27 protein-coding genes, 1 tRNA gene, 1 other RNA gene and 1 other annotated feature are annotated in these 26,994 nt (G+C 37.9%); of the genes, 8 read left to right on the plus strand and 21 right to left on the minus strand.

Annotated features, from left to right (window positions below):
* Positions 1–232: 232 nt before the first annotated feature.
* From AN161_RS06720 to ffs, 6 genes are all read right to left on the minus strand, one after another.
* Positions 233–505 carry a pro-sigmaK processing inhibitor BofA family protein gene (locus AN161_RS06720; protein WP_053593600.1) on the minus strand — a complete coding sequence of 91 codons (273 nt, stop codon included), beginning with the start codon at positions 503–505 and terminating at the stop codon, positions 233–235.
* Between the two features lie 271 nt (positions 506–776).
* A complete protein-coding gene (locus AN161_RS06725) occupies positions 777–992 on the minus strand; it encodes a YaaL family protein (protein ID WP_053593601.1) in 216 nt (71 codons plus the stop codon).
* Positions 993–1,005: 13 nt separating this feature from the next.
* Positions 1,006–1,602 (minus strand): recombination mediator RecR, encoded by a 597-nt coding sequence (gene recR, locus AN161_RS06730; protein ID WP_053593602.1) that lies wholly within the window; start codon positions 1,600–1,602, stop codon positions 1,006–1,008.
* Between the two features lie 11 nt (positions 1,603–1,613).
* Positions 1,614–1,928: a YbaB/EbfC family nucleoid-associated protein gene (locus tag AN161_RS06735; protein WP_053593603.1), complete on the minus strand. Its 315-nt coding sequence runs from the start codon at positions 1,926–1,928 to the stop codon at positions 1,614–1,616.
* Between the two features lie 21 nt (positions 1,929–1,949).
* Complete coding sequence (dnaX, locus tag AN161_RS06740; protein WP_053593604.1) at positions 1,950–3,734, minus strand: DNA polymerase III subunit gamma/tau; 1,785 nt, start codon at positions 3,732–3,734, stop codon at positions 1,950–1,952.
* A 282-nt stretch (positions 3,735–4,016) separates the two neighbouring features.
* Positions 4,017–4,284: signal recognition particle sRNA large type (gene ffs / locus AN161_RS27385), an RNA gene on the minus strand.
* Positions 4,285–4,464: 180 nt separating this feature from the next.
* On the opposite strand from ffs, the gene AN161_RS06745 reads away from it, so the two are divergent.
* The 5 genes from AN161_RS06745 to AN161_RS06760 all read left to right on the plus strand — a co-directional run bounded on the left by AN161_RS06745 (position 4,465) and on the right by AN161_RS06760 (position 8,478).
* Positions 4,465–4,552: transfer RNA gene (locus AN161_RS06745), tRNA-Ser, on the plus strand.
* Positions 4,553–4,656: 104 nt separating this feature from the next.
* Positions 4,657–4,785 (plus strand): hypothetical protein, encoded by a 129-nt coding sequence (locus tag AN161_RS30960; RefSeq protein ID WP_277815926.1) that lies wholly within the window; start codon positions 4,657–4,659, stop codon positions 4,783–4,785.
* A 186-nt stretch (positions 4,786–4,971) separates the two neighbouring features.
* Complete coding sequence (locus AN161_RS06750) at positions 4,972–6,234, plus strand: ATP-binding protein (protein ID WP_053593605.1); 1,263 nt, start codon at positions 4,972–4,974, stop codon at positions 6,232–6,234.
* Entirely contained in the window at positions 6,235–7,113 is an 879-nt protein-coding gene (locus tag AN161_RS06755) for a response regulator (protein ID WP_053593606.1), read from the plus strand.
* 90 nt (positions 7,114–7,203) lie between these two features.
* On the plus strand, positions 7,204–8,478 hold the full coding sequence (locus AN161_RS06760; protein WP_053593607.1) for a cation:dicarboxylase symporter family transporter: 1,275 nt from the start codon (positions 7,204–7,206) through the stop codon (positions 8,476–8,478).
* 55 nt (positions 8,479–8,533) lie between these two features.
* On the opposite strand, the gene AN161_RS06765 is transcribed toward AN161_RS06760, so the two are convergent.
* The 9 genes from AN161_RS06765 to AN161_RS06805 form a co-directional block, all read right to left on the minus strand.
* A complete protein-coding gene (locus tag AN161_RS06765; RefSeq protein WP_053593608.1) occupies positions 8,534–9,193 on the minus strand; it encodes an RraA family protein in 660 nt (219 codons plus the stop codon).
* Positions 9,194–9,431: 238 nt separating this feature from the next.
* A complete protein-coding gene (locus AN161_RS06770; protein ID WP_198926847.1) occupies positions 9,432–9,971 on the minus strand; it encodes a TIGR00730 family Rossman fold protein in 540 nt (179 codons plus the stop codon).
* A gap of 161 nt (positions 9,972–10,132) precedes the next feature.
* Entirely contained in the window at positions 10,133–10,801 is a 669-nt protein-coding gene (locus AN161_RS06775) for a deoxynucleoside kinase (RefSeq protein WP_053593609.1), read from the minus strand.
* Complete coding sequence (locus AN161_RS06780; RefSeq protein ID WP_053593610.1) at positions 10,798–11,436, minus strand: deoxynucleoside kinase; 639 nt, start codon at positions 11,434–11,436, stop codon at positions 10,798–10,800. Before AN161_RS06780 ends, AN161_RS06775 begins: the two co-directional genes overlap by 4 nt.
* A gap of 271 nt (positions 11,437–11,707) precedes the next feature.
* The gene (locus AN161_RS06785; protein WP_053593611.1) at positions 11,708–14,119 is read right to left on the minus strand and encodes a heavy metal translocating P-type ATPase; all 2,412 of its coding nucleotides are present in this window, start codon (positions 14,117–14,119) and stop codon (positions 11,708–11,710) included.
* A gap of 81 nt (positions 14,120–14,200) precedes the next feature.
* On the minus strand, positions 14,201–14,407 hold the full coding sequence (gene copZ / locus AN161_RS06790) for a copper chaperone CopZ (protein ID WP_053593612.1): 207 nt from the start codon (positions 14,405–14,407) through the stop codon (positions 14,201–14,203).
* Between the two features lie 59 nt (positions 14,408–14,466).
* Positions 14,467–14,799, minus strand: a complete 333-nt coding sequence (locus AN161_RS06795; RefSeq protein ID WP_053593613.1) for a metal-sensitive transcriptional regulator — start codon at positions 14,797–14,799, stop codon at positions 14,467–14,469.
* 78 nt (positions 14,800–14,877) lie between these two features.
* Positions 14,878–15,822 carry a cation diffusion facilitator family transporter gene (locus AN161_RS06800; protein ID WP_053593614.1) on the minus strand — a complete coding sequence of 315 codons (945 nt, stop codon included), beginning with the start codon at positions 15,820–15,822 and terminating at the stop codon, positions 14,878–14,880.
* A gap of 20 nt (positions 15,823–15,842) precedes the next feature.
* On the minus strand, positions 15,843–16,178 hold the full coding sequence (locus AN161_RS06805) for a metalloregulator ArsR/SmtB family transcription factor (protein WP_053593615.1): 336 nt from the start codon (positions 16,176–16,178) through the stop codon (positions 15,843–15,845).
* 40 nt (positions 16,179–16,218) lie between these two features.
* On the opposite strand from AN161_RS06805, the gene AN161_RS28650 reads away from it, so the two are divergent.
* Positions 16,219–16,416: a hypothetical protein gene (locus tag AN161_RS28650; RefSeq protein WP_143114654.1), complete on the plus strand. Its 198-nt coding sequence runs from the start codon at positions 16,219–16,221 to the stop codon at positions 16,414–16,416.
* A 19-nt stretch (positions 16,417–16,435) separates the two neighbouring features.
* On the plus strand, positions 16,436–16,954 hold the full coding sequence (gene tadA / locus AN161_RS06810) for a tRNA adenosine(34) deaminase TadA (protein WP_198926848.1): 519 nt from the start codon (positions 16,436–16,438) through the stop codon (positions 16,952–16,954).
* Between the two features lie 191 nt (positions 16,955–17,145).
* On the opposite strand, the gene serS is transcribed toward tadA, so the two are convergent.
* From serS to pdxS, 3 genes are all read right to left on the minus strand, one after another.
* Entirely contained in the window at positions 17,146–18,426 is a 1,281-nt protein-coding gene (gene serS, locus AN161_RS06815) for a serine--tRNA ligase (protein ID WP_053593616.1), read from the minus strand.
* A gap of 73 nt (positions 18,427–18,499) precedes the next feature.
* Positions 18,500–18,716 (minus strand) — a binding site (T-box leader).
* Between the two features lie 49 nt (positions 18,717–18,765).
* Complete coding sequence (gene pdxT, locus AN161_RS06820; protein WP_053593617.1) at positions 18,766–19,329, minus strand: pyridoxal 5'-phosphate synthase glutaminase subunit PdxT; 564 nt, start codon at positions 19,327–19,329, stop codon at positions 18,766–18,768.
* A gap of 1 nt (position 19,330) precedes the next feature.
* Positions 19,331–20,215 (minus strand): pyridoxal 5'-phosphate synthase lyase subunit PdxS, encoded by an 885-nt coding sequence (gene pdxS, locus AN161_RS06825; RefSeq protein WP_053593618.1) that lies wholly within the window; start codon positions 20,213–20,215, stop codon positions 19,331–19,333.
* Positions 20,216–20,320: 105 nt separating this feature from the next.
* On the opposite strand from pdxS, the gene AN161_RS06830 reads away from it, so the two are divergent.
* Positions 20,321–21,745, plus strand: coding sequence for a PLP-dependent aminotransferase family protein (locus AN161_RS06830; RefSeq protein WP_082339917.1), 1,425 nt, complete (start codon positions 20,321–20,323; stop codon positions 21,743–21,745).
* Between the two features lie 19 nt (positions 21,746–21,764).
* Here AN161_RS06830 and asnB read toward each other — a convergent pair whose 3' ends face one another.
* The 3 genes from asnB to guaB form a co-directional block, all read right to left on the minus strand.
* A complete protein-coding gene (asnB, locus tag AN161_RS06835; protein WP_053593619.1) occupies positions 21,765–23,603 on the minus strand; it encodes an asparagine synthase (glutamine-hydrolyzing) in 1,839 nt (612 codons plus the stop codon).
* A 104-nt stretch (positions 23,604–23,707) separates the two neighbouring features.
* Complete coding sequence (locus AN161_RS06840) at positions 23,708–25,039, minus strand: D-alanyl-D-alanine carboxypeptidase family protein (protein ID WP_082339924.1); 1,332 nt, start codon at positions 25,037–25,039, stop codon at positions 23,708–23,710.
* 144 nt (positions 25,040–25,183) lie between these two features.
* A complete protein-coding gene (gene guaB / locus AN161_RS06845; RefSeq protein WP_053593621.1) occupies positions 25,184–26,647 on the minus strand; it encodes an IMP dehydrogenase in 1,464 nt (487 codons plus the stop codon).
* Positions 26,648–26,994 lie beyond the last annotated feature (347 nt).

Consider the following 26,994-nt stretch of genomic DNA (forward strand, 5'->3'; position numbering starts at 1 on the left):
TTCGTTCACCAACTCAAGGTTAGCTACTAAAAACTTTATTGATTACGTTTTGCTTGTTCAGTTTTCAAGGTTCATTTCGCCGCTGCTTTCGTAACAGCAACTCTTATATAATACCATGTCGCAAACCAGATGTCAACAACTAAATTGTTTAATTTATTTGTTCGTTTGTTTTTCAACAGTCATCTTAGCGACTCTTATTACTATACCATAATATTTTCGCTTTGCAAGCATTTTATAAAAAAAATATTAAAGCAGTTATTCCTAGTACACCTGGAATACCTAATATTGCAATTGTTAACACAGAAAACAGATTAATGGGTATATTATAGCCGGCATACCCTATACTTAAATGAATAATGAATAATAAAAGAAAGGCAAATGCAAACCTAAACCAAAACACAGACATTCCTTCTAAAATCTTACCCATCTTAGCATGTCTTATTATTATATAAAGAAAAAGAAGCACTACAGGTACACAAAAACTCATAATTACTAACCACGACATATGGTTTCCCCCTTAACTATATAATTACGAAAGTTTATGTTTCCTGTTTTGCTTCTATGAATATCAATTATGCCTCGGCATAATTGCGTCTGGATTCGGCTTTGTGCTTAGGCCTGCATGATGCAGGTCAGTTAGCCGTTATCGCATGGATGCGATGATTTTAGGCTAACATCCTTTTTAAGAAATCCTTTCCGATTCCGTGACATCCGCCGGAAGCATTAACTTATTTCAGCGGATGTTTGGACACCCGCTGAAATAAGTTAAAAAACTATTATTTAATTAATACTCTCCGAATTCTAGCTTCTTTAAATAAATAAAAATGTATACTCTCTGCCACTTTTCGTTGAGCAATTGCATCTAAATCATAGTCATCTAGGAACTCTTCAATTATCTTTGCTTGCTGTAAATCCTCTTTTGTTTCTTTTATAAGACTCACAAGCTTGTCGTCGAATTCTTTTTTTAATTTTCCCTTACTGCGGAAGAACATAATAATCCCTCACTCACAATTCTCGGCGACCTTCCATTGCCTTCGATAACGTTACTTCATCTGCATATTCTAAATCTCCACCTACTGGTAGTCCATGAGCGATCCGTGTTGTTCGAATACCAGATGGTTTCACTAAACGAGAAATATACATCGCTGTTGCCTCACCTTCAATAGTTGAATTCGTAGCTAAAATAAGCTCCTGAACAGCCTCATCTTGCAAACGAACTAGTAGGGAAGCGACATTAATATCCTCTGGACCAATACCATCCATAGGTGAAATAGCTCCCTGTAATACATGATACATACCATTGAAATCACGCATTTTTTCCATTGCAATTACATCTTTTGTATCTTGAACAACACAAATAACAGAATGATCTCGTTGTTTGTCCGTACAAATATGGCATGGATCTACATCAGTTATATTGCCACACACGGAACAATAGCTTAAATTTCGTTTAGCATCAATTAATGCCTTTGAAAAGGATAAAACGTCATCCTCTTTCATTGTCAACACAAAAAACGCCAGACGAGCCGCGGTTTTCGGCCCGATACCTGGCAATTTCATAAAACTATCAATCAGTTTCGATATTGGTTCGGGGTAGTACATTTATTTACCTCCTAGAATGGAAGGTTCATGCCTTGAGTGAATTTACCCATTGTTGCATTTGTTTTCTCATCCACTTTTTTCAGAGCTTCATTTGCAGCAACAACGATTAAATCTTGTAGCATTTCGATATCATCTGGATCTACTACTGATGGATCTAGATTTACTTCTACAATTTCACGTTGACCAGTTACAGATACTTTCACCATACCGCCGCCAGCAGCACCTTCAAATTGCTCTGCATTTAAAGCCTCTTGAGCTTCCATCATTTCCTTTTGCATTTTTTGCATTTTTTTCATCATGCCTTGCATATTTCCCATACCACGCATAAACGAATTCCTCCTAAATGATTAATCTTCAACAATTTCAATAAAATCTTTACCAAACAACTTTTCCGCTTCCGTCACAAGTGGATCTTGTGAAGCAAGTGGTTGGGCATCGTCGATAAATGGCTCTTCTGGCATTTCTGCCGGTGGTTCTAATAATTCCACTTCATGATCGGTCTCATCCTGAGATTTTTTTTGCTGCTGCATGCCATGATCACGAATAAACTCTTCACGTAATTTTAACCAGGTTTCTTCAGGCGTACAAAGCATTTCATACGTAGTACCAATTTGCCCTGCAATTAATTGTGTGAAGTGAGCTTTTAGGGATTGATTATCAGCAACCATTTGACAATGAATATCATACTTGAATTTTAACACAAAAGCACTTGAAGATGCCGCAACAGGTTCAGCTTCTGCTAAAAGAGCTGACTGAGATTTTTGCATTTGGCTTAACGCCTGTGCCCAAACCGATTTAATACGTTGCACATCTTGCTTTGTCGCATCCTTTAGCACCTCTTGAATACGACCTGTTGGTGCTTTATAACCATTCGGACTTTTCGCTCGTGGACGTTGCTCTTTTGGTGCTTGCGCCGTTTGCATAGGAGCACCAGCTTGTAATTGCGCTGATAATTGTTGCACCATTTGCTCAAGTGCCACGATTTTTTGAGCAAGTTCAGGGCTCATAGCTGCCTCACCTGAAGTGGTAGTTTGACTAACTACCCCTCCTGAAAACTGTACCATTTTAAGTAGCGCTGTTTCTAAGTAAATCTTTGTATGGTGAGAGAACCGCATTTCTTGCTGTGTTTTCGCTAAAATATCAATGTAGCCATATAGCAAATCAGGTGCAAATTCATGCGCTAATGTAAATACTCGCTCCTCTGGTGATACTAGCTCTAATAATTCAGCCAAATCATCACTCGTTTGTAGCAATAATAAGTCCCGGAAAAATGTAATCAGGTCCTCTGAAAGGCGAAGAGGATCTTTTCCATCCGCAATAAGCTGTTCTAATAACGCGAGCATTTGTGCGACATCTTTTACTTTTAGAGCCTCTGCTAATTCATAGAAAACTTCCTGACTGATGGAACCAGTAACAAGTAATGCATCCTCAAGCTTCAGCGTTTCTCCACTGAAGGATACAACCTGATCTAATAAGCTTAAAGCATCGCGCATACCTCCAGCTGCAGATTGTGAGATTACTTTCAAGCCTTGTTCCTCATATGGCAGCTTAATATCCTCTAACACGACTTTCATGCGCTCAATAATATCATTGGTCGAAAGACGCTTGAAGTCAAAGCGCTGACAACGTGAAATAATCGTTGCAGGCAATTTATGAGGCTCCGTCGTTGCTAAAATAAATACAGCGTGTGGAGGTGGTTCTTCTAATGTCTTTAAAAGTGCATTAAAAGCACTTGTAGAGAGCATATGCACTTCATCAATGATATACACTTTATATCTGCTACTTGCAGGTGCAAATCGAACTTTCTCAATGATGTCACGTATTTCTTCAACGCGTGAATTAGACGCCGCGTCAAATTCAATAACATCTGGGTGGGAGCCATCTGTAATGCTTAAACAAGTAGCACATTCGTTACAAGGCTCGTTTGATGGTGCATGCTCACAGTTTAAAGCTTTTGCAAAAATTTTAGCTGTACTTGTTTTCCCAGTACCACGCGGACCAGAAAATAAATACGCATGTGTTGTTTTATTCGCTAGGAGAGCATTTTGTAGCGTTCTTTTGACATGTGCTTGACCAGACATCTCTCGAAATGATTGCGGTCGATACACACGATAAAATGCTTGATACGTCAATGGTTTCCTCTCCTCTTCTTTATTATATAGAATAGTTCTATTATAGCATTTGCCACATTATTTATAAAATAGTGTCTCCATTTTTCAAAAAATTTGAGACGATTCTCTTTCACTTCCCGTAGTGAAGGCTGATGTTTCCGGCTCCTATCGGCCGCCTCGCACAATTTGTTGCTTCCTTAAACGTTCTGGCGATTGCTCTTCCGTCCCAACAAATATTATAAAATCATATAAAAAAACGCACCCGCCTTTGTAGACGGATGCGTTTAAATTGGCAATTTAATGCCGTGCACCTTTCTTCGACAGCCGCACATAAGCGTTACTCTTGTCGTTAGCTCAGATTAGGCAACCCCGCGGCACATGAATAAGACCACTTAATGCTGCTTCCTTCCGGACCTGACATAGTTCATGGGTATCCATTGCGCAGGACCCAATCGTCAACACTACGTGCAAAAGGCAGACCAAACAATACGGACAGCCTCGAAAAAGGAATTCAGTCTCGCTAGAGCGGATTGCGAGTTACAGGACACCGCTACCTTCCCACCTAGCACGGCAATAACTAGTATACTTACTGTTTTCATAAATTGCAACTCAATACGCATAATATTTATATGGAATAATCTATCAGCAACGTAAATAAGCATTTAGAAAATAAAAATTTTAAAAATCTGTTGACGCGATTTTCAAAATATGATAAATTAATTCTTGTCGATAAGACATGCAACAAAATAATGGAGGTATACCCAAGTCTGGCTGAAGGGATCGGTCTTGAAAACCGACAGGCGGGTAACACCGCGCGGGGGTTCGAATTACCTCCTCCAGTTTTAAAATTCCGACTACGAATGTAGCCGTTTTTTTTTGCCTAAAAATTGTATGTAATACTTGCTAGATACCACTTCCGCTTAGGTTGTGGTATTTTTTATTATTGAAATTACGATTTATCTTCATTCAGCAACTCTTTTCTGTAGCGAAAGCGAAGCGTCAGCTACAAGTGTTTTCTGTAGCGAAAGCAAAGCGTCAGCTACAATTACGCCAAGGCGAAAAATTGATATAACTGGGAATAATCTATAGTATTATTTCATCTAGACAAATGCGCTTTCGTTTCGAAGTCGCATTCCGCCCCAACACAACATCAAAAGTGATGGTACAATTACTTTTATTTCAAACACACGACGCGCTCTTTAGCACATCTTTTCTTTGCTATATCGCTCTACTAATATTGATTAGGGAGGATTTTTTAATGCACTCAAAAATTTCTATATCTCGTGCTTCCCTCACTTGGATTTTCATAATTGCTCTATTAACTGCTATCGGTAGTGAGATTAAAATAATGCCTTTCGCTAATACAACGTTTCGTTTTGGATTAGGAAGTATTATTTTCTTTTTATGTACTCTACTTAGACCTACACCTATAATTTTGGCTGGATTTACTACAAGCATCGTGATAACCATTTTTCGAGTGATCATTAATTACTCTTTTCATGATATTCCATTAATGGATAGCTTGGTAACACATTTACCTGCTGCTGCATTTTATGTATTGTTTGCAGTATGCCTACAAATTCTAAGCATTCATCAATATAGAGAAAAACCACTAATGCTTGGATTACTAGTTGCGTTTAGTGAAGTATTCAGTAATTTTGTAGAACAGCTATTTCGTTTTTTTGTTAATTCTTATACTTTTTTACACCTTCATGATTTACTTATACTATTAGCAGTTGCTTTATTGCGTAGTTTTTTTGTAGTTGGTATTTATAGTTCCATTTTACTTGCAGAGCAAAAAAAACGTGTTCAGGAAATGCTTACGATCGGCTCAGATTTATATGTTGAGACACTTTATTTAAAAAAATCTATGAACCATATCGAAACAATTACAGCTAATGGGTTTGATTTATATCGACAATTAAAGTCATTAGGATATCGTTCGGAAAGTTTACAGGCACTCCATATTGCCCAGGAAATTCATGAAGTCAAGAAGGATTCACAACGTATTTATGCGGGTATTTCTAAAATTGTCGGCGAAAAGAGTTTTGGCACCCTTAGATTGTCAGAATTATTACATTATATTGAGGATGGCAATAGTAAATATGCTGAATTACTCGGGAAAGAAATTCAGTTTAACATAAATATAGACACCGATTTTCAAACGAAAGAACATATTGCATTGCTTGCACTTTTGAATAATTTAACAGCTAATGCTATAGAAGCAATTGAGGGACAAGGTATCGTTTCTATTGCCATTCAACAACTACAGGATGATACTGTAATAACAGTATGTGATAACGGAAAGGGCATTTTACAAAGTGATCTCTCAATTATTTTTGAACCTGGATATACCACGAAATACAATGTGGATGGTGTCGCGGCAACAGGCATTGGGCTTTCACATGTTGCTGAATTAGTTAATAAATTAAATGGCTCCATATCCGTTGAATCAAACAATGCAAACACAATGTTTAAAATTACAGTTCCTACGCAAACTATTCAAACGGGAGAGACTTAAATGAGGTATTTTATTGTAGATGATGATCGTGCAAGCCGGGTCATGTTAAAACAAATTATTGAAGATAGTGGTTTAGGTACAGTTATTGGTGAAGCACGCAATGGTGAGGACGCCATTCCACAAATTTTAATGACACAGCCGGAGTTTGTACTTATCGATTTGCTTATGCCTAAGCTTGATGGTATAGCAACAGTCGAGCACCTTATTCAAAATCGTTTTGAGGGACAATTTGTTATGATTTCTCAGGTAGTGAATAAGGAAATGGTCGGCGAGGCATATGAACAAGGTATAGATTTCTTTATTCATAAACCTATAAACCGTATTGAGGTTGAGAATGTTTTACGTAAAACAACTGAACAATTTCGCCTAAAAAACTCATTGCTAATTATTCGCCAATCACTTACAAGCATTGATCTAAGTGAACAAATAAATCATAAAGCAACGTCACGCGATCATATTCAATCAATTTTAAATGATATGGGTATCGTTGGTGAAATCGGAAGCGAGGATATTATAGCTATTATCGAAACATTACTAGCTCATCAGCACAAGATTGCACCTCTTCCTCCATTAAAGGAATTATATGAGGAAATTGCAGCAGTTACAAAGGCTACTCCAGATGACATTTTAAAAGAAAGTAAAGCTATTGAACAGCGAGTGCGTCGTACGATATTAGCAGCGATGATAAATCTCGCCAATTTAGGGGTCGTTGATTATACAAACTCTGAATTTGAATATTATGCACCTCGATACTTTGACTTTAAAGAGATTCGTCAGCTTATGACTCAAATAGAAGGCCACGCAAATCGTAAAGCAAAGGTTAATATTAAGAAATTTATTCAAGTACTATATTCAGACATTTTAACAAAAGTAAATTAATTTTCTCGGATTTTGTCGGATTCCATAAGTCCTCCGTATTATTAAAGTAAGGCGTGTCCTAAAAATTTTAATATTAGGAGGTACGAAGGTTTGAAGAAGAAATTTAAAATCAGTTTAGCCACTCAAATTTTAGTCGGTTTGATTTTAGGGATTATTGTTGGCGGTATCTTTTACGGAAACCCCAAAATTGAAACATATTTACAACCTTTAGGGGATATTTTCCTTCATCTTATTAAGATGATTGTAGTACCGATTATTATTTCGACTTTAATCGTTGGTGTTGCTGGAACTGGAGACATGAAACAGCTTGGACGCTTAGGCGGGAAAACAATTATTTACTTTGAAATTATTACAACAGTAGCAATTGTAGTTGGTTTACTTTCCGCAAACTTATTCCAACCAGGCGCAGGCATTAACATGAACGAGCTCTCTCAAGGAGATATTTCGCAATACGTTGAAACGACAGAAGAAGTACAGCATGAAGGACCATTTGATATTATTGTAGACATTGTACCAACAAATATCATTCAGTCAATGGCTGAAGGTAATATGCTTGCTATCATCTTCTTCTCTGTTATTTTTGGTTTAGGGGTTGCTGCCATTGGCGAACGAGGTAAGCCAGTATTAGACTTCTTCCAAGGTGTAGCAGATGCTATGTTCTGGGTAACTAACCTTGTAATGAAATTCGCTCCAATTGGGGTATTTGGTTTAATCGGTGTAACCGTTTCCAAATATGGATTTGCTTCACTAATACCACTTGGCAAACTTGCTATACTTGTTTATGCAACAATGCTATTCTTTATCTTTGTAGTTCTTGGTCTTGTAGCAAAATTCACGGGTATCAACATTTTCTTCTTAATTAAGGTACTAAAAGATGAGCTAATTTTAGCGTTCTCAACAGCAAGTTCTGAGGCTGTGTTACCACGAGTTATGTTGAAAATGGAGAAATTAGGTGCTCCAAAGGATATCGTATCTTTTGTTATTCCAACCGGTTACTCCTTTAACTTAGATGGTTCAACACTGTACCAAGCTATTGCTGCATTATTTATCGCTCAAATGTACGGTATTCACCTAAGCATTGGTGAACAAATTACGTTAATGCTTGTATTAATGGTTACATCTAAAGGGATTGCAGGTGTTCCAGGAGTATCCTTCGTTGTACTTCTAGCAACTTTAGGTACTGTCGGCATTCCACTTGAAGGTTTAGCATTCATCGCAGGTATCGATCGTATCCTTGATATGGGACGTACAGTCGTTAACGTAATTGGTAACTCACTTGCGTCATTAGTTATGGCGAAATGGGAAGGCCGTTTCGATTCAGAAAAAATGAAAAATTACTTTAATGATAATGAAAATTTAGCATAAAATAAAAAAATCCTCACGATGTATGGATGGCATCGTGAGGGTTTTTTTACTTTGATCAATTATGCCTCGGCATAGTTGCGTTCGGAATCGGCTTTGTGCTTGCACAAACTTTATCTAAATAAGCAATAATCGATTCTTTTCCATTTGCATGTGCTTCTTGTGCGCGTATTTCATCTTTTTCAAGCTTTACCTCAGCAGCTGCAACAATCCGTTCTGCATCTTCCCGCGGCACGACAACGACACCGTCCACATCCCCAAAAATATAATCACCAGGATGAACAGTAACGCCTCCAATAGCAATAGGAACATTTACTTTTCCACCACCGTTTTTATTGCCAGCCGCTACCGTTGTGCCAAGCGAGAATACAGGAAAATCCAGCTCACGAATAGCTGCAATATCACGAATAACACCATCTACGACAAAGCCTTGTACACCAATACCCTTCGCTAATGAAAGAACAAAATCACCAGCAACAGCTCGATTGGTATTTCCTTTAGCGTCAATTACTAAAATATCCCCTTCACTAGCAGCTCGAATGGCTTCCAGTACCGCACCATTTTCGCCATCTGGTAAACGCACTGTTACCGCACGACCAGCAATTTTAAAATGATCTGCTAGCGGTTTAATATCACTGCGTAAATTCGTATGTCCTCCTGTCGCATCTGAAACCGCAGTCGTCGGTAAATGCTTAAAACTTACTTCCACCTTTGTCATCTATAACACCCCTATTATGATTTAAGAAAGCCTTACACAATTATTGTAAATAAAACTCTTCTACTATTTCAATATATATCAGAAAATTATGGAAATAAAACATTTGATTATGTTACCGTTAGGAGTAATAATTGCACTATTTATCCTTCTTTATGAAACAAAAGAGGAGAAATGAAGCTATAAAAAACGCATTTTTCGTGGAAGTACGTATAGATATAATTTATTAAAAGAAGAAATTTTACCCATGTTTTTTTAATAAATTTAATATTTCCTCTGATGAAGTAGCTACACGAATAAGTGATTTTTGTTCTGTGCGTATAAAACCTTCCTCGAGCATTTTTTTAAAATGTTGTAAAATCGCATCATAAAAGCTATTTACATTGTATAAAATTACTGGCTTTTCATGTAATCCGATTTGTGCCCACGTAAACACTTCAAAATATTCATCCATTGTCCCGCCACCACCTGGAAGAGCTATAAATGCATCTGCTAACTCTACCATTTTGGCCTTACGTACGTGCATAGACTCAACAAAATGAATTTCTGTTAATGAGGCATGCGCTAATTCCCGCTTCTGTAGATGAGTTGGCATCACGCCAATAACCTCTCCTCCAGCTGCTAATACTGCATCTGCAACTTTCCCCATTAATCCTGTTTTCGAACCACCATAAACGACACCATGACCATTTTGCGCTAATACCGTCCCTAATTCGGCTGCCTTCTCTGCATAAATTGGGTTTATGCCTAAGCCCGAACCGCAATACACCGCTATTTTCATAGTAATCCCTCCTATTTCAAAAGACGTGACACAATAGGCTACATATTGTCTCACGTCTTTTGATCATTTATTTTTTTGTTTAAACCTGTCGCTCCGCTTTCGACCAGAACTTCAAAATTTATCTCCCTATTGTTTTAGAGATATTAGCTTTAATAAACCTTCTATTTACGTAAATGACTTGTTTGCTTTAGCATATGACTGATGCGGCTCACAATTGATTCAATTGCTTCAGGATTTTTTAATAAATCATAATCATTAATATCTAAACGTAGAACTGGGCATGAATTAAAGTTATTAATCCAGTTCTCATAGCGTTCATGCATTTCAATCCAATAATCGTTCGGTGTTTGCTGCTCCATCTCACGTCCACGTTCTTGAATACGTCCAATTACAGCATCGATTGGCCCCTCTAGATAAACGAGTAAATTTGGATGTGGGAAGTACGGTGTCATCACCATCGCATCAAATAAATTTGTATAAGTCTCGTAATCCGTTGGGCTCATTGTACCTTTGTCATAATGCATCTTTGCAAAAATCCCTGTATCTTCATAGATAGAACGGTCTTGAATAAACCCGCCGCCATATTCGAAAATACGCTTCTGCTCCTTAAAACGCTCTGCTAAAAAATACACCTGTAGATGAAAGCTCCATTTCTCAAAGTCCTCATAAAACTTATCTAAATACGGATTTGTATCCACCTTTTCAAATGACGTACGGAAATTTAGCGCCTCTGCTAATGCCTTTGTCATCGTTGATTTCCCTACACCAACAGTACCAGCGATTGTAATGACCGTTTGTGGAGGAATATCGTATTTCTCTCTCAAATTCATTGTTGCAAACTCCTTTGTTGTAACGTGTCCTTTATTGTTTGTAAAACATATTTCAAATCATTTGGATTCTTTACGAAATCAAGCTGATCACCATTAAATCGAATAACAGGAATTTCGGGATGCATGCTCTCAAAATGCTCGATAAAGGAATGATAATCTACCACTAGTTGCTCCATGTAATCTCGTGAAATCATTTTTTCAAATTCACGACCACGCATCGCAATACGTTTCATCAACGTATCAACACTGGCATGTAAATAAACAACTACATTTGGTACAGGCATATCTTTCGTTAATATTTTATAGATTTCTTCGTACTTATCATACTCAGATGATGCTAATGTACGTTTTGCAAATATTAAATTTTTAAAAATATGGTAATCTGCTACAACAGGTTTATCATGCGTTAAACGAAATTTTTTTATATCTGATAATTGTTTATAGCGATTACATAGGAAGAACATTTCGGTTTGGAAGCTCCATTCCTCAATGTTTTCATAAAACTTATTTAGAAAAGGGTTTTCGTCTACTATTTCTTTTAATAGATGGTAATTAAATGTCGCTGCTATCTCTTTAGATAAAGAGGTTTTACCAACACCAATCGGACCTTCTACCGTAACAAATGGAACCGTCACCAGAAGCTCCTCCTTTATGTTCTATGGATTCTATCGTCAATTACCCCTGCGTCGAGGCTTGTATTATTTAGAAAGTAAATCAGTGCTTTTCATTGTATCATAGTGAGAAAGTGAAAAACAGAATCAAGCTATATCTCTATTAAAATATGCGGCCATAAACGACAATCAATTATGCCTCAGCAGAATTGCGTCCAGAATCGACTTTGTGCTTAAAAAATATTTGTTGAGAGAAGTAAAAAATAGACCCACCAAAGTGGATCTATCGTTACCCTTATAATTTAACTCGCTGTAAACGTAGTGCATTTAAAACGACAGAGACTGAACTAAAGGCCATCGCTGCACCCGCTACCCAAGGAGCTAGTAAACCAATTGCAGCAATTGGAATACCTAATGTATTGTAAGCAAATGCCCAGAATAGGTTTTGCTTAATATTGCGCATTGTTTTACGACTCATGATGATAGCATCCGCAATACTGTTTAAGTCGCCACGAATCAGTGTAATATCTGCCGCTTCCATAGCGACGTCTGTACCGGTACCGATTGCCATCCCAATAGTAGCTGTTGCAAGTGCTGGTGCATCATTAATGCCATCACCTACCATCGCCACTTTTTTACCTTGAACTTGCAATTTTTTCACTTCATCTGCTTTGCCTTCTGGGAGCACTTCAGCAATCACATGATTGACACCAACTTCTGCTCCGATTGCTTGTGCTGTACGTTCATTATCACCAGTCATCATAATAACAGTAATGCCCATTTCTTGTAGACGATGAACTGCCTCTCTTGAGGTATCTTTCACTGTATCAGCAACTGCTACTAGACCAGCATACTGACCATTGATAGCAGCTAACATTGCGGTTTTACCGTTTTCCTCTAATTGTTCCATTGTTGGTAGAATGTCATCAATATGAATACCGTATTGTTGCATCAATTTACGAGTACCGATGACAACTCCTTGACCAGATACAGTCGCTTGCACACCGTAACCTGGTATCGCTTCAAAGAATTGAACATCTCCTAGCTCAATACCACGATCGGCAATTCCTTGAACGATTGCCTCTGCTAACGGATGCTCGGATTGCTTCTCCGCTGCACCAATTAACGATAAAAAACGTGCTTCGTCTTGGCCTACTGCTAGTACGACATCCGTTAATATAGGTTTGCCGTGTGTCACTGTACCTGTTTTATCAACAACTACTGTGTCAATACTTTGCGTTTGCTCTAAATGCTCTCCACCTTTAAATAAAATGCCAAATTCCGCTGCACGACCAGAGCCCGCCATAATAGATGTTGGCGTTGCTAATCCAAGCGCACATGGGCAAGCGATAACGAGAACTGCAATTAATACTTCGAGTGCAGGCGTAAATTCACCTGGTCGCACCCAAATAATCCAGATTAGAAACGCTACAATCGCAATACCAACAACGATTGGTACAAATATACCTGAAATTTGGTCCGCTAAGCGTTGGATTGGCGCTTTTGAGCCTTGTGCATCTTCTACAACTTTAATAATTTGAGCTAAAGCTGTATCACGACCAACTTTAGTCGTTGTCATTTTAATAAAGCCATTTTTATTAATAGTTGAACCGAATAATAGGTCGCCTTGCTTTTTATCAACAGGTAGACTCTCTCCTGTTAACATCGATTCATCAACAGCTGTTGTTCCTTCTAATACTTCACCATCAACAGGAATTTTTTCACCTGGTTTTACTAAAATAATGTCCCCTATGACTACTTCTTCTAATGGTACTTCTTTCTCAACACCATCTCGAACAACGATCGCCGTTTTTGCTTGAAGTCCCATTAATTTTTTGATTGCTTCAGATGAGCGACCTTTTGCTTTTGCCTCAAATAATTTACCTAATAAAATTAAAGTAATTAATACGGCACTCGTTTCAAAATATAGGTGAGGGGCATGATGTGATCCCGCGGTAATAATTGCTTGATAGACACTATAAAAATAAGCCGCAGACGTCCCCATGACTACAAGTACATCCATATTGGCACTACCATTGCGTAAAGCTTTGTATGCTCCAACATAAAATTGCTTCCCAATGATAAATTGAACAGGAGTAGCCAACACCATTTGTACCCATGGATTCATTAAAAATTCAGGGACATATAAAAATGATGTAAATGAAAAATGCCCTACCATCGTCCAAAGTAATGGTAATGAAAGAATGGCCGATAAAATAAATTTTTGCTGCTGTTTTTTGATGGCCTGTTCTCGATGATCTACGGTTTCTTGTTCATCTGCTTTTTGATTCGCTTCATATCCTAATTTTTCAACCTTCGCAATAATATCTGCAATCGTAACTTCAGATGGGTTAAATTCAATAGTTGCTTTTTCGAGCGCTAAGTTTACGTTTGCTGAGGATACGCCTGCTAGTTTATTTAAACCTTTCTCTATACGAATAGCACAAGCTGCACATGTCATGCCTGTAATATCGAATTCAGTTTTTTGTTTAATAACACCATAGCCAAGAGCTTCAATTTTCTTTTCAAAGTCCTCCTCACTTAATTTTGTCGAATCATATTTAATCGATGATTTTTCAAGAGCTAAATTAACTGTCGCTTGTTCTACACCATCCATTTTATTTAAACCTTTTTCTATACGAGTGGCGCAGGCTGCACATGTCATACCTGTAATTTGCAAATTGGCTTCTTTTATTTCTGAACTCATTATCCATTCTCCTCTCCACATACCGCAAGGGGGTATATAGAATTGAAAATAAGAGAGTGCTACATGAGCACCCTACTTATGTTATTTAACGTCATAGCCTTGATCGTCAATTGTTTCTTTAATTTGCTCTAGAGATACTTGCGTTTCGTCAAATGCTACATCTACTAAACCATCAGCTAAGTTCACTTTTACTTGTTCAACACCAGTTAAAGCTCCAACATTTTTTTCTACAGAATTTACACAATGTCCGCATGACATTCCTTGTACATTTAAAGTTATGTTTTGCATGAAATATCTCTCCTTTAATTTAAATACAGTATAGGGGTATATATTTATCAAAAAAACTTTTATTTCTTCATTAATTTTTGAATGGTCACTACTAATTCGTCTAATACAGCTTCATCACCTTCTGATAGGCGATCAACTACACATCCCTTTAAATGACCTTCTAACAATATCTTCGCTACGCTATTTAAAGCAGACTGTGTGGCAGACAGTTGCGTAATAATATCATCACAGTAAACGTCTTTTTCAATCATCCCTTTGATACCTCGGATTTGACCTTCTACTCGATTCAAACGAGTCGTTAAATCTTTTTTTACGCGTTCAGGGTGATGGCTTTTTCGACACGACGTAGCTTCCTCTGTATGACAAGCATCTTCTTTCACTGTGTTCTCCACCTCCTATTTCATAATCATCATACTATACCCACGAAGGGTATGTAAAGTAGAAAATTTTTAATAAACTAAAAAAGTTTATTAATGATGATGGTGGTGATGATGCGATTGCTCATTTTTTATTGTACATAAAATTGAATTATCATGCTTATGCGCTACTGTTTCCAATTGAATCGTTACATGCTTTATGCCCTTATGCTCAAGATTATGTTCAATTTCTCGTAATATATTCTCACTATCCGCAATTTTTAACTGATCCTCAACAACTGCATGACAGGAAAGTGCATTTGCTCCACTTGTTATTGTCCAAATGTGTAAATCGTGAATGCTATGAACACCGTTTGTTTGTACAATAGTTTGTATGATCTCTTGAACATCAACATTTGAAGGTGTTCCTTCCATTAGAACATGGATAGCAGCCTTCGTTACATAGTAGCCGCTTCGTAATACTAATGCGGCAACAATAACACTCGCAAGTGGATCAGCCCAGCCCCAACCAAAGAACATAATTAATAGTGCGGCAACGATGGCTCCTACAGATCCAAGCATATCACTTAATACGTGTAAATAAGCTCCACGCATATTTAAATTATCTTTTGTATCACTGCCGCGCATCATAATCCAAGCTACCAAAATATTTACCAAAAGACCGATTGTACTAATAATCAGCATGCCTGTTGTTGCCACTTCTGGTGGATTTGCAAAACGTTCTATTGCTTCATAGAAAATGAATAAAGCAATTAAAATTAAAGTCACACCATTCAATACCGCCGCTAAAATTTCAAATCGTTTATAACCGTATGTTTTACTATAGCTCGCTGCCTTTTCTCCAAACGTAAAAGCAAGTAAGGCTATCGCTAATGAAATGGAGTCACTTAACATATGTCCTGCATCGGATAAAAGAGCCAAACTATTTGTTAAATAGCCACCAATCGCTTCAACAACCATATAACTCGTAATAATAATAAATGATAGTATTAATATCTTTTTATTTGCGCCATGTGTATGATCATGATTATGTCCCATGTTTTATCCCTCCATTAACTCTAGTTATGTGCAGCATGCTCAATAGCTTGCTTCAATAAATTCATAATGTGATCATCATCTTTTGAATAATATAAGGTTGTGCCTTCTCTTCTATATTTCACTAACCGTAAGTTTTTCAAGAAACGTAACTGATGTGAAACTGTTGATTGACCTAAATCTAAAATTTCAGCGATGTCGTTGACTGAATGTTCATCCGTACACAATAAATTTAAAATGCGAATTCTTGTCGGATCACTTAATGCCTTAAATGTTTGAGACACGACGAATAGCGTTTCTTCATCTAAATGTTGCTCTTTGTTAGTCTGAACCTCTGTATTTTGTAATTTTTCATCCATTTAATTTACCCCTAACCTTTTTATATTTATATATGAGCATGTGTTCATATATAAATATAGATGGTCGTATTGGAAATGTCAACGTTTTAACTTCTTACCGAATCCGGACGCATTGTTTATCTGTGCGAAAGCAAAGCGACAGCTACAAATGTTTTATGTAGCGAAAGCAAAGCGACAGCTACAATTATGCCAAGGCATAATTGATAGTGGCAATTGCCAATTAAGCAAGATACACTAAATGATAAGGAGAGATCATAGTGGATATTTTTGAAACAGACCGATTGTTTATGAACAGTGCACTGGAAGAAGCAAAGAAAGCCGCTTTACTTGGAGAAGTACCCATAGGAGCTGTACTTGTCTACGATGGAGAGATTATTGCACAGGCTCATAATTTGCGAGAAACAACACAAAATGCGACGACGCACGCTGAACTAATGGTTATTCAAGAGGCTTGTAAAAAAATAGGGAGCTGGCGCCTTGAAAAAACAACACTCTATGTGACGCTTGAACCTTGCCCTATGTGTGCAGGTGCCATTTTGCAATCTCGTGTGCCGCGCGTTGTATATGGTGCAAGAGATATAAAAGCAGGCTGTGTAGATTCACTCTATCGTTTATTAAACGATGCACGCTTTAACCATGAATGTGAAGTCATAGAAGGAATTTTAGCCGTGGAATGCGGACAAATCTTAACCGACTTTTTCCGAGCTTTACGCGAACGAAAAAAGGCCGAAAAAAAGGCACGACAAGCATCAATTGCTGAAAATGGGGAATTTTAATAAAAATTCATATTAAAGAAGGTGGCTCATGAAATACTTGTGACACCTTTTTTATGATTATAGGAAAACGTTGTAGTAGCGACAATAAAAAAACTACTGTTGAGATCAAATTTTCAACAGTAGTTTCTTTTTTTAAAAAAAGTAGATAATCTATTCGATATCTTGTTTTACCTTACGCTTCTTAGCTCAAGTTATTTCGGAGCAATTACTTCTTTCCCGCCCATATACGGTCTTAATACTTCTGGAATCACTACGCTTCCATCTTGTTGCTGATAGTTTTCTAGGATTGCTGCTACTGTACGGCCAATCGCAAGACCTGAGCCGTTTAATGTGTGTACATACTCTGGCTTTGCATTTGGTTCACGACGGAAGCGAATATTTGCTCGGCGTGCTTGGAAATCTTCAAAGTTTGAGCATGAAGAGATTTCACGGTACATATTTTGAGCTGGAATCCATACCTCTAAATCGTACTTTTTCGCTGCAGTAAAGCCTAAATCAGCTGTACACATTTTTAGTTTGCGGTATGGTAAACCTAATAATTGTAGTACTTTTTCAGCATGACCTGTTAATAGTTCTAGCTGTTCGTAAGATTCTTCTGGTTTTACAAAGCGTACTAATTCTACTTTGTTGAATTGGTGTTGGCGAATTAAACCACGTGTGTCGCGACCCGCAGAACCTGCCTCTGAACGGAAGCAAGCACTGTATGCTGCAAAGCCCTGTGGTAATGCTTCAGCTGTTAAAATTTCATCACGATAGAAGTTTGTCACAGGTACTTCTGCTGTTGGAATCATGAAATAATCTGTGTCATCTAACTTAAAGACATCTTCTTCAAATTTAGGTAGTTGTCCTGTACCTGTTAAGCTATCACGATTGACAATTACAGGTGGTAACATTTCTTCATAACCATGCTCTTCTGCATGTAAGTCCATCATAAACATCATTAATGCACGTTCTAAACGAGCACCAAGACCTCGATAGAATAAGAAACGACTACCAGTCACTTTTGCACCACGTTCAAAGTCTACAATTTGTAAGTCCGTAGCGATATCCCAGTGTGCTTTAATGTCAAAATCAAATGTTGGAACCTCGCCCCAAGTATATTCCTCCACATTATCGTCCTCGGTTGTGCCAACTGGTACAGATTCATGTGGAACGTTTGGTAAACGCATCATCATATCTTTAAAGCGTTCTTCTACATCATTTAATTGGACATCTAGCTCTTTAATTTCATCGCCAACCTGACGCATACGTGCAATAACTTCATCCGCATTTTCTTTATTGCGCTTCATGATAGAAATTTGCTCAGATACTTTATTACGTTCAGCTTTAAGCTCTTCTGTTTTTGCAATTAATTCACGACGCTTTGCATCTAATTGTTCAAAGTCGTCTAAGTTTCCTAAATCCTCATTACGTGTTAATAGCATTTCTTTAACTTCCGCGAAATTGTCGCGCACGCGTTTAATATCTAACATCGTCATACCTCCAGTAGATTCTTAATGATGGGAAAATAGTTAGTAGAAAACACAAAAAAGCCCTCATCCCCAAAAAAGGGACGAGAGCTACCCGCGTTGCCACCCTAATTGATTAGACACTTTGTCTAATCCACTTATCTCATAACGGCATTTCAGCCGGCGACAGCCTACTTCATTGACTTCGACTGCGCAACTCCAGGACGGATTCACAAGTGCTTTTATCAGCTTCCACCACCCGCTGACTCTCTAAAAAAAACGTGCTTGCTACTACTTCCCATCATCGTGTTCAGTTATTTAAATTTTATCCATACTGTACTATATGAATCAAGATTTTGCAAGTCATACCATAGACGATACAAAATATTCAAGAATACGTGCATCTGACGTTAATTCAGGATGGAATGAACAGCCTAATAAATGATCGTCCTTTGCTAATACGATTTTCCCGTCATGCTCTGCTAATACTTCAACACCTTCACCTACAGAAACAATATGTGGCGCACGTATAAAAACAGCTGGAATTGCTGCACCTATTTCAGGTATATCGAGCTTCACTTCAAAGCTGTCCACTTGACGTCCATAAGAATTCCGTGCAACTACCACATCCATTACGGCTAAATGTGACTCATAATCCACTAATTCCTTTGCCAATAAAATCAATCCTGCACATGTTCCAAACATCGGCAATCCTTGTTTAGCAACTGTGCGAATTGGCTCCAATAGCTCATATCGATTCAGCAATTTTCGCATCGTTGTGCTTTCTCCACCAGGCAACACAAGTCCATCAAGCTGCTCTAAATCATTCGCTTGTTTTACTAAGACAGCTTCGCATCCAAGTGACTCTAACATTTGCACATGCTCTCGCACCGCTCCTTGTAATGCTAAAACACCGATTCGCTTCATCTTACCAGCCTCGCTCTTGCATACGCTCATTTTGACTAAGCTGAGCAATATCAATACCTTTCATCGGAACACCTAGCTCTTTTGAAATGTTAGCAATTAGCTTGTAGTCCTTATAATGCGTAGTAGCTTCCACAATTGCACGGGCAAATTTTTCTGGGTTTTCTGATTTAAAAATACCAGAACCAACGAATACACCGTCTGCTCCAAGCTCCATCATTAATGCCGCATCAGCTGGCGTAGCAACTCCACCTGCTGCAAAATTCACGACTGGTAAACGGCCAAGACGCTTAATTTCTCTTAATAATTCAAAAGGAGCACCAAGTAATTTAGCCTCTGTCATTAACTCGTCCTCAGTCATCCCTACTACCTTACGTACTTGCGCATTCACTTTACGAATATGGCGAACAGCCTCTACAATATTACCCGTCCCCGGTTCACCTTTAGTTCGTAGCATGGAAGCTCCCTCACCAATGCGTCGAGCTGCTTCCCCTAAATCGCGACAGCCACAAACAAATGGTACTGTGTAATCACTTTTTAATAAATGAAACTCTTCGTCTGCTGGAGTTAATACTTCACTTTCATCAATATAATCGACGCCCATTGCTTCTAAAACTCTTGCTTCAACAATATGTCCAATACGTGCTTTAGCCATGACAGGAATGGATACAGCACCCATTACCTCCTCGACAATACGAGGATCGGCCATGCGTGCAACACCACCCGCCTTGCGAATATCTGATGGTACTCGTTCTAATGCCATGACAGCTACAGCTCCTGCCGCTTCCGCAATTTTCGCTTGCTCTGCATTAATAACATCCATAATGACGCCACCCTTTTGCATTTCCGCCATCCCGCGTTTTACTAACTCTGTACCTGTTTGTTTCATGATTTCTAACCTCCACCTTTATGATGAAATTTAGTATAATTGAAATTGACCATATAAAAATATCCAGTTTACAAAATAATTATAGGGTCAGGAGGATTCAAGAACATGGACATGCTATTATTTCAGCTAGAAAAAAATGGTGAAAAACCGCTCTATGACCAGCTTTATAGCGGTATTAAAGAAGCTATTATTACAAATAAAATTGCAGTAGGAGAAAAATTACCATCAAAAAGAAAATTAGCCGATTTTTTGAATATTTCTCAAACAACAATTGAAATTGCGTATGCACAGCTACTTGCAGAAGGCTATATTATGTCTAAATCCCGTGTTGGTTATTTTGTAGAGGAAATTGACGAGCTTCCGTATATTCAGCAGGACACAATAGTTCCCTTAAACGAACAACCTAAGAAAAAATCGTACAAGATAGATTTTAATCCTGGTTCCATCGATATCGATGCCTTCCCTTTTCAAACATGGCGAAAATATGCGAAAGAGCTTTTTGATGATACCTCAAAGGAATTATTATTAACGGGTGAGCCTCAGGGAGAGCTATCTTTACGTACGGAGATTGCTAATTATTTATTTCAATCACGCGGAGTTGTTTGTAGTCCTGAACAAATTGTTATCGGCTCAGGAACAGAGCAACTTCTACCAATGATTTTGCGCCTCTTTAGTGACAACACTTGCTTTGCGCTTGAAAATCCAGGCTATCCAGCTGTGCATCGTATGTTTTCTCAGCATAAACGAAAAGTTTATCCTATTGCAGTCGATGATGAAGGAATTATTATTCATGAGCTCGAAAAAACTAGCGCTGACGTTGTTTATATCACGCCATCACACCAATTCCCAACAGGAGCAGTATTATCGGCAACGAGACGTGCACAAGCTTTAAATTGGGCCGCACAAAGCTCCTCCCGATATATTATTGAAGATGATTATGATTCCGAATTTCGTTATACTGGAAAACCGATTCCTGCACTTCATGCATTAGATCGAAATGATAAAGTCATTTATATGAGTACATTTACAAAATCATTAATGCCGTCCTTGCGTGTTGCTTATTTTGTACTTCCAACAAAATTACTTGCAACTTATAATGATGTATTTAATTACTATTCATCAACAGTACCTCGTTTCGACCAGCACATCGTTGCTAATTTTATGCATGACGGTCATTTTGCAAAGCATTTAAATCGAATGAGGAAAGTTTATCGAAAAAAGCATGAAAAACTTACTTCTATTTTAGAAAACTATTCTAATCAAATTAAAATTACTGGTGAGCAAGCAGGAATGCATATTTTACTGGATGTACAACATGCTTTGTCTGAAAAGCAATTACAGCAGCTTGCCTCCAATGCGGAAATCGGGATCTATCCGCTATCTGATTATCGCTTAGATTACTCTACAACCTCACAAGCTCAATTTTTATTAGGCTTTGGAGGTATACCTGTACATGAAATTGAACCATCTATTGAAAAGCTAATGGACTGTTGGGATATACAGAAAAAACACCCATCAACCTCACCATAAAAGGTTGATAGGTGTTTCTTTATGATTCAATTAGCTGGATATTATAAAGCTCAAACCATGTATGGATTTGCCCCAGATAAGCCAAAAGCTGTGGACCTGCCATTAATTGTCCATACCAAGGAACTTTGAAAGAACCTCCACCAGATTCAATTAGCTCTATCAGCTTCTGTCGCTCAAATAATTCATGAAGAATTGAATTTTTATTCTCCATAATTTCTCTTAGCCAATTTTGAACACCTACTGTATAAATTGGATGATAAGTTTTAGGATATGGATTCTTCTTTCGATACAAAACTTCTTCTGGCAATAAATGTTGCATAGCCTTACGGAGTAAACCCTTTTCCTTACCACCCAAATTTTTCATTTCCCAAGGAATATTCCACGCATATTCCACAAGGCGATGATCTGCAAATGGAACACGAACTTCAAGACTCGCTCCCATACTCATACGGTCTTTTCGTTCCAGCAATGTTTGCATAAACCATACCATATTCAAATAAAACATTTCACGTTGTCTAATTTCCTCAATACTCTCTCCATCAAGATATGGTACTTCTGCAATTGTTTGCGAATATACCTGTTGTGCATATGATTCAACTGCTAATTTCTTACGCCACCGCTCTTGTAACAGTGTTGATCTTTCAGACAGTGAACGAATCCAAGGGAAACCTGTAGTCGTTTCTGTAAACCATGGGTAACCACCGAAAATTTCATCTGCACATTCACCTGATAGTGCAACGGTAAAGTCCTTTTTAATTTCTCGACAAAACCATAATAATGATGAATCTACATCTGCCATCCCCGGTGAATCTCTAACAATGACAGATTCTACTAAAAAATCGATTAATTGTTGCTGAGAAATTTCCTCAGCATGATGTGTTGTACTAAAAGTATCTGTCATTTTTTGAATCCAATACGTGTCTGTGGACGTTTGAAAAGCATGCGGATTAAAGAAACGTTCATTATCCTCATAGTCTATAGAGTACGTATGCAGTGTACCTTTATTTTGTTGCTGAAACCTGTTTGCTGCAATTCCGGTAATAATGCTAGAATCTAAACCACCTGAAAGAAATGTACAAATCGGTACGTCTGAAACAAGCTGTCGTTCAATCGCATCAGTTAACAAAAAACGGACATGATCAATTGTTTCGTCTAATGACTCTTCATGACGTTTACTTTGTAACGCCCAATACTGCCAAACTCGTATACCCTCTCTAGAGAAACGCATTGCATATCCTGGACGTAGCTCACAAATATTTTGGAAAATTGACTTTCCGGGCGTTCTAGACGGTCCTACAGCCATAATATTTGCTAGCCCTTCCGTATTGACGGTCGTTTTAATCAACGGATGCGCTAAGAGTGCTTTCACCTCGGATGCAAAAAGCAAGCCGTCTTGTTGTTCTGTGTAAAACAAAGGCTTTACACCTAGTCGATCTCGACATAAAAAAAGAGATTGTGATCGTTCATCCCATACACCGAAAGCGAAAATTCCATTTATAAAATCAACACACTGCTCTTTCCATTCAATATAAGCAGTTAATAACACTTCGGTATCTGACCTTGTTGTAAAAACATACCCCCGATTTTGAAGCTCTTTCCGTAGTTCCTCTGTATTATAAAGCTCGCCATTATATGTAATGACATAGTTTGCACCATCATGTACTTTTTTCATTGGTTGCTTCCCACCGATTAAATCTATGACAGCTAACCGACGATGGCCAAATGCAATATGTTCACTACACCAAATATTTTCATCATCAGGCCCACGCTTATTTAACGTTTGCGTCATTAACTTCAGAATTCTATCACTTGTTCTTAAATCCTTTTGAAAGCTAGCCCATCCTGTAATACCACACATTTAGCCACATCCTTTCGCCTATTAGCGTATGCAATAAAGCTTAAAAACGTGAAAAAGAACACGAGATAGTTTAAAACATCTACGTGTTCTTTATACATTAATTATTAAAATAAGCCACCAACAAAGTCAGTAATGCCGCTCCATAGGCTGCCGAAGAAGCTACCAACACCTTGGAAGAATAATGAGATACCACTAGCACGCTCCACAGCCTCTGTAGTGACAACATCGACTGAAAGGTCCTTGCCATCAACAAAGCCGTAATCTGTGCCTTCTGAGCGCTCAATAACTACCTTTCCGACAACTGTATCCTTCTTAACCTCTGCCTCAAGACTCTTTTTATCTAATACTAGTTTAGGTTTATATAAGTCTTTATCAGATGACTTTATCATAAATGAAACTGGTTCTTTAACAGCAATCGCTACTTTGTTTTCTTTACCTTTTGTAACTTTTACTGTTTCTTGATCTTTAAACGTATAGTTCGCCGGAATAATTTCTTGTTTCGAGAATTGTGAGAAACCATAGTTAAGCAATTTAGCTGTTTCATCGAAGCGCGCTTTTCTTGAGCCCTGTCCTTGTGTATCTACAGCCTTCATAACAACAGAAATTAAACGTGTACCATTGCGCTCTGCTGTACCTGTAAAGCAATGTCCAGCAAAGTCTGTTGTACCTGTTTTTAATCCGTCAACACCTTCATATTGGAACACTAATCCTGGCAACATAAAGTTCCAGTTCTCCATGTTAATTGCATCTTCTGTACCTTCACGGAACGTCTTTTTTGCAATTTTAGACGTTTTTAATACGTCTGGATGATCTTTTAGTAAATGATATGCTAATTTTGCTACAGATTTAGCAGGCATTACGTTTTCATCATTTGGTCCAGTACCAGCTGGCTGCATACCAAATAAATCTGCATTGTTAAGACCAGTAGAATTCACGAATTTATAGTCTTTAAGACCAAGCTCTTCTGCCTTTTTATTCATAAGCTTTAAAAACTCAGTTTCAGTACCTGCAATTGTTTCTGCTATAGCTACTGTAGCAGCATTTGCAGAGTAAATTGCCATCGCCTCATATAATTCACGAATTGTGTAACTTCCATCTCTACGTAATGGTACATTACTTAACGCACGGTTTTGAGACATTTTATACGTATAATCAGTTACGTGATATTCCTGATCCCACTTAACTGTACCTGCTTTAATTGCATCCAATAACAGATATTCAGTCATCATTTTTGTCATACTCGCGATACCTAGTGAAGTATCTGCATTTTGTTCATATAAAATTTTCCCTGAATCTGCGTCAATTAAAATCGCAGCATCCACGTGTAGTCCTAAATCTGTTTCTGCATTTGCCTTCGCTGGAATACCTGCTAAAACACTCAATAACAAAACAGGAATTAGGAGCAAGCGAATTACGGTGTTCATTGTCTTTTTCACCTTTAAAGCCCTCCAAAAAAATAATCTTGTCCTCGACATTTTATCATAGATAGTAACGTCCGTGCGCACTCTTTATCATAAAAAAAAATGCTCTCGCGCCATCTTTGTAGACGATTCGAGAGCATAAAAGTTGCTAGTAATATATTACATCGAATAGTTTGGTGATTCTTTTGTGATTTGTACATCATGTGGATGTGATTCACGTAGACCTGCACCTGTCATTCGAATAAATTGAGCATTTTCACGTAAGAACTCAAGGTTAGCTGATCCGCAATAGCCCATACCTGCACGAATACCACCGATTAGTTGGTAAATTGTATCTGCTAGTGGTCCTTTGTATGGAAGACGACCTTCAATACCCTCTGGTACTAATTTTTTCGCATCCTCTTGGAAGTAACGATCTTTTGAACCTTTTTCCATAGCTCCGATTGAACCCATACCACGGTAAACTTTGAAACGACGTCCTTGGAAGATTTCAGTTTCACCAGGAGATTCAGAAGTACCTGCAAGAAGTGAACCAAGCATTACAACGTTACCACCCGCTGCAAGAGCCTTTACGATGTCCCCAGAGTATTTAATGCCTCCATCAGCAATAATTGTTTTACCAAGTTCACGAGCTACTGTTGCACAATCGTAAACAGCTGTAATTTGAGGTACACCAACACCAGCTACAACGCGAGTAGTACAGATAGATCCTGGACCAATACCAACTTTCACTACATCTGCACCAGCTCCAAATAATGCGCGTGCTCCCTCAGCTGTTGCTACATTACCAGCGATAATTTCAAGCTCTGGATACGTTTCACGGATAGAGCGAATTGTTTGTAATACGCCCTCAGAATGACCGTGAGCTGTATCGATTACTACGATGTCTACTTGTGCTTCAACAAGCTTCTCAATACGCATCATCGTATCTTTTGAAACACCAACTGCTGCCCCTACTAACAAACGACCATGTACGTCTTTTGCAGCATTAGGGAATTCAATTACCTTTTCAATATCCTTAATTGTAATTAATCCCGTTAATTTACCTTCTTCATCTACAATTGGTAGCTTTTCGATTTTATATTGTTGAAGAATCTTTTCAGCATCCTCTAAAGTCGTTCCAATAGGAGCTGTAATTAAATCTTCTTTTGTCATAACATCTTCAATTTTTAAAGAATAGTCAGAGATAAAACGTAAGTCACGGTTTGTGATGATCCCTACTAGCTTTTGGTTTTCCATGCTATCAACAATTGGTACACCAGAAATTCGGTATTTACCCATTAAATGCTCAGCATCGAAAACTTGGTGAGTCGGAGTTAAGAAAAATGGGTTTGTAATAACACCATTTTCAGAACGTTTTACTTTTTCTACTTGTTCAGCTTGCTCATCAATCCCCATGTTCTTATGGATAATACCGATTCCACCTTGACGTGCCATAGCAATTGCCATTTTAGACTCTGTAACTGTATCCATGCCTGCGCTGACCATTGGAATATTTAATTTAATCTTCGGTGTTAGTTGAACTGATAAATCAACATCTTTCGGTAATACTTCTGAATGAGCTGGTACTAATAATACATCATCAAAAGTTAAACCTTCTTTGGCAAATTTAGTTTCCCACATGTTCGTAACTTCCTCCTATAGTTAAAAGAATATTAATTGTAAGATTAACAACGTGCTAAGCTACTGTCAAGAAACTTATAAAAGAAAGACAATTCAGTTTTTTTCGAAGGCGATAAATATGATAGCCTTTTCTCTTTTTTACACTGATAAAAATATAGCCTTTTTAATTTTCTTCTTCGTTTAGTATATAAATATTTGTTGAAGCCCGCCTTATTATAATTTTAGGCAAGTTTTGTGGGATTATTGATAAGTTATTAAGGATTTTCATAAAAAAAAACAGCCAGCACACAGCTGACTGTCTTCATTGCCTAGCGACGTCCTACTCTCACAGGGGGAAGCCCCCAACT

The organism is Lysinibacillus sp. FJAT-14222, from assembly GCF_001278875.1.
Taxonomy (GTDB): domain Bacteria; phylum Bacillota; class Bacilli; order Bacillales_A; family Planococcaceae; genus Lysinibacillus; species Lysinibacillus agricola.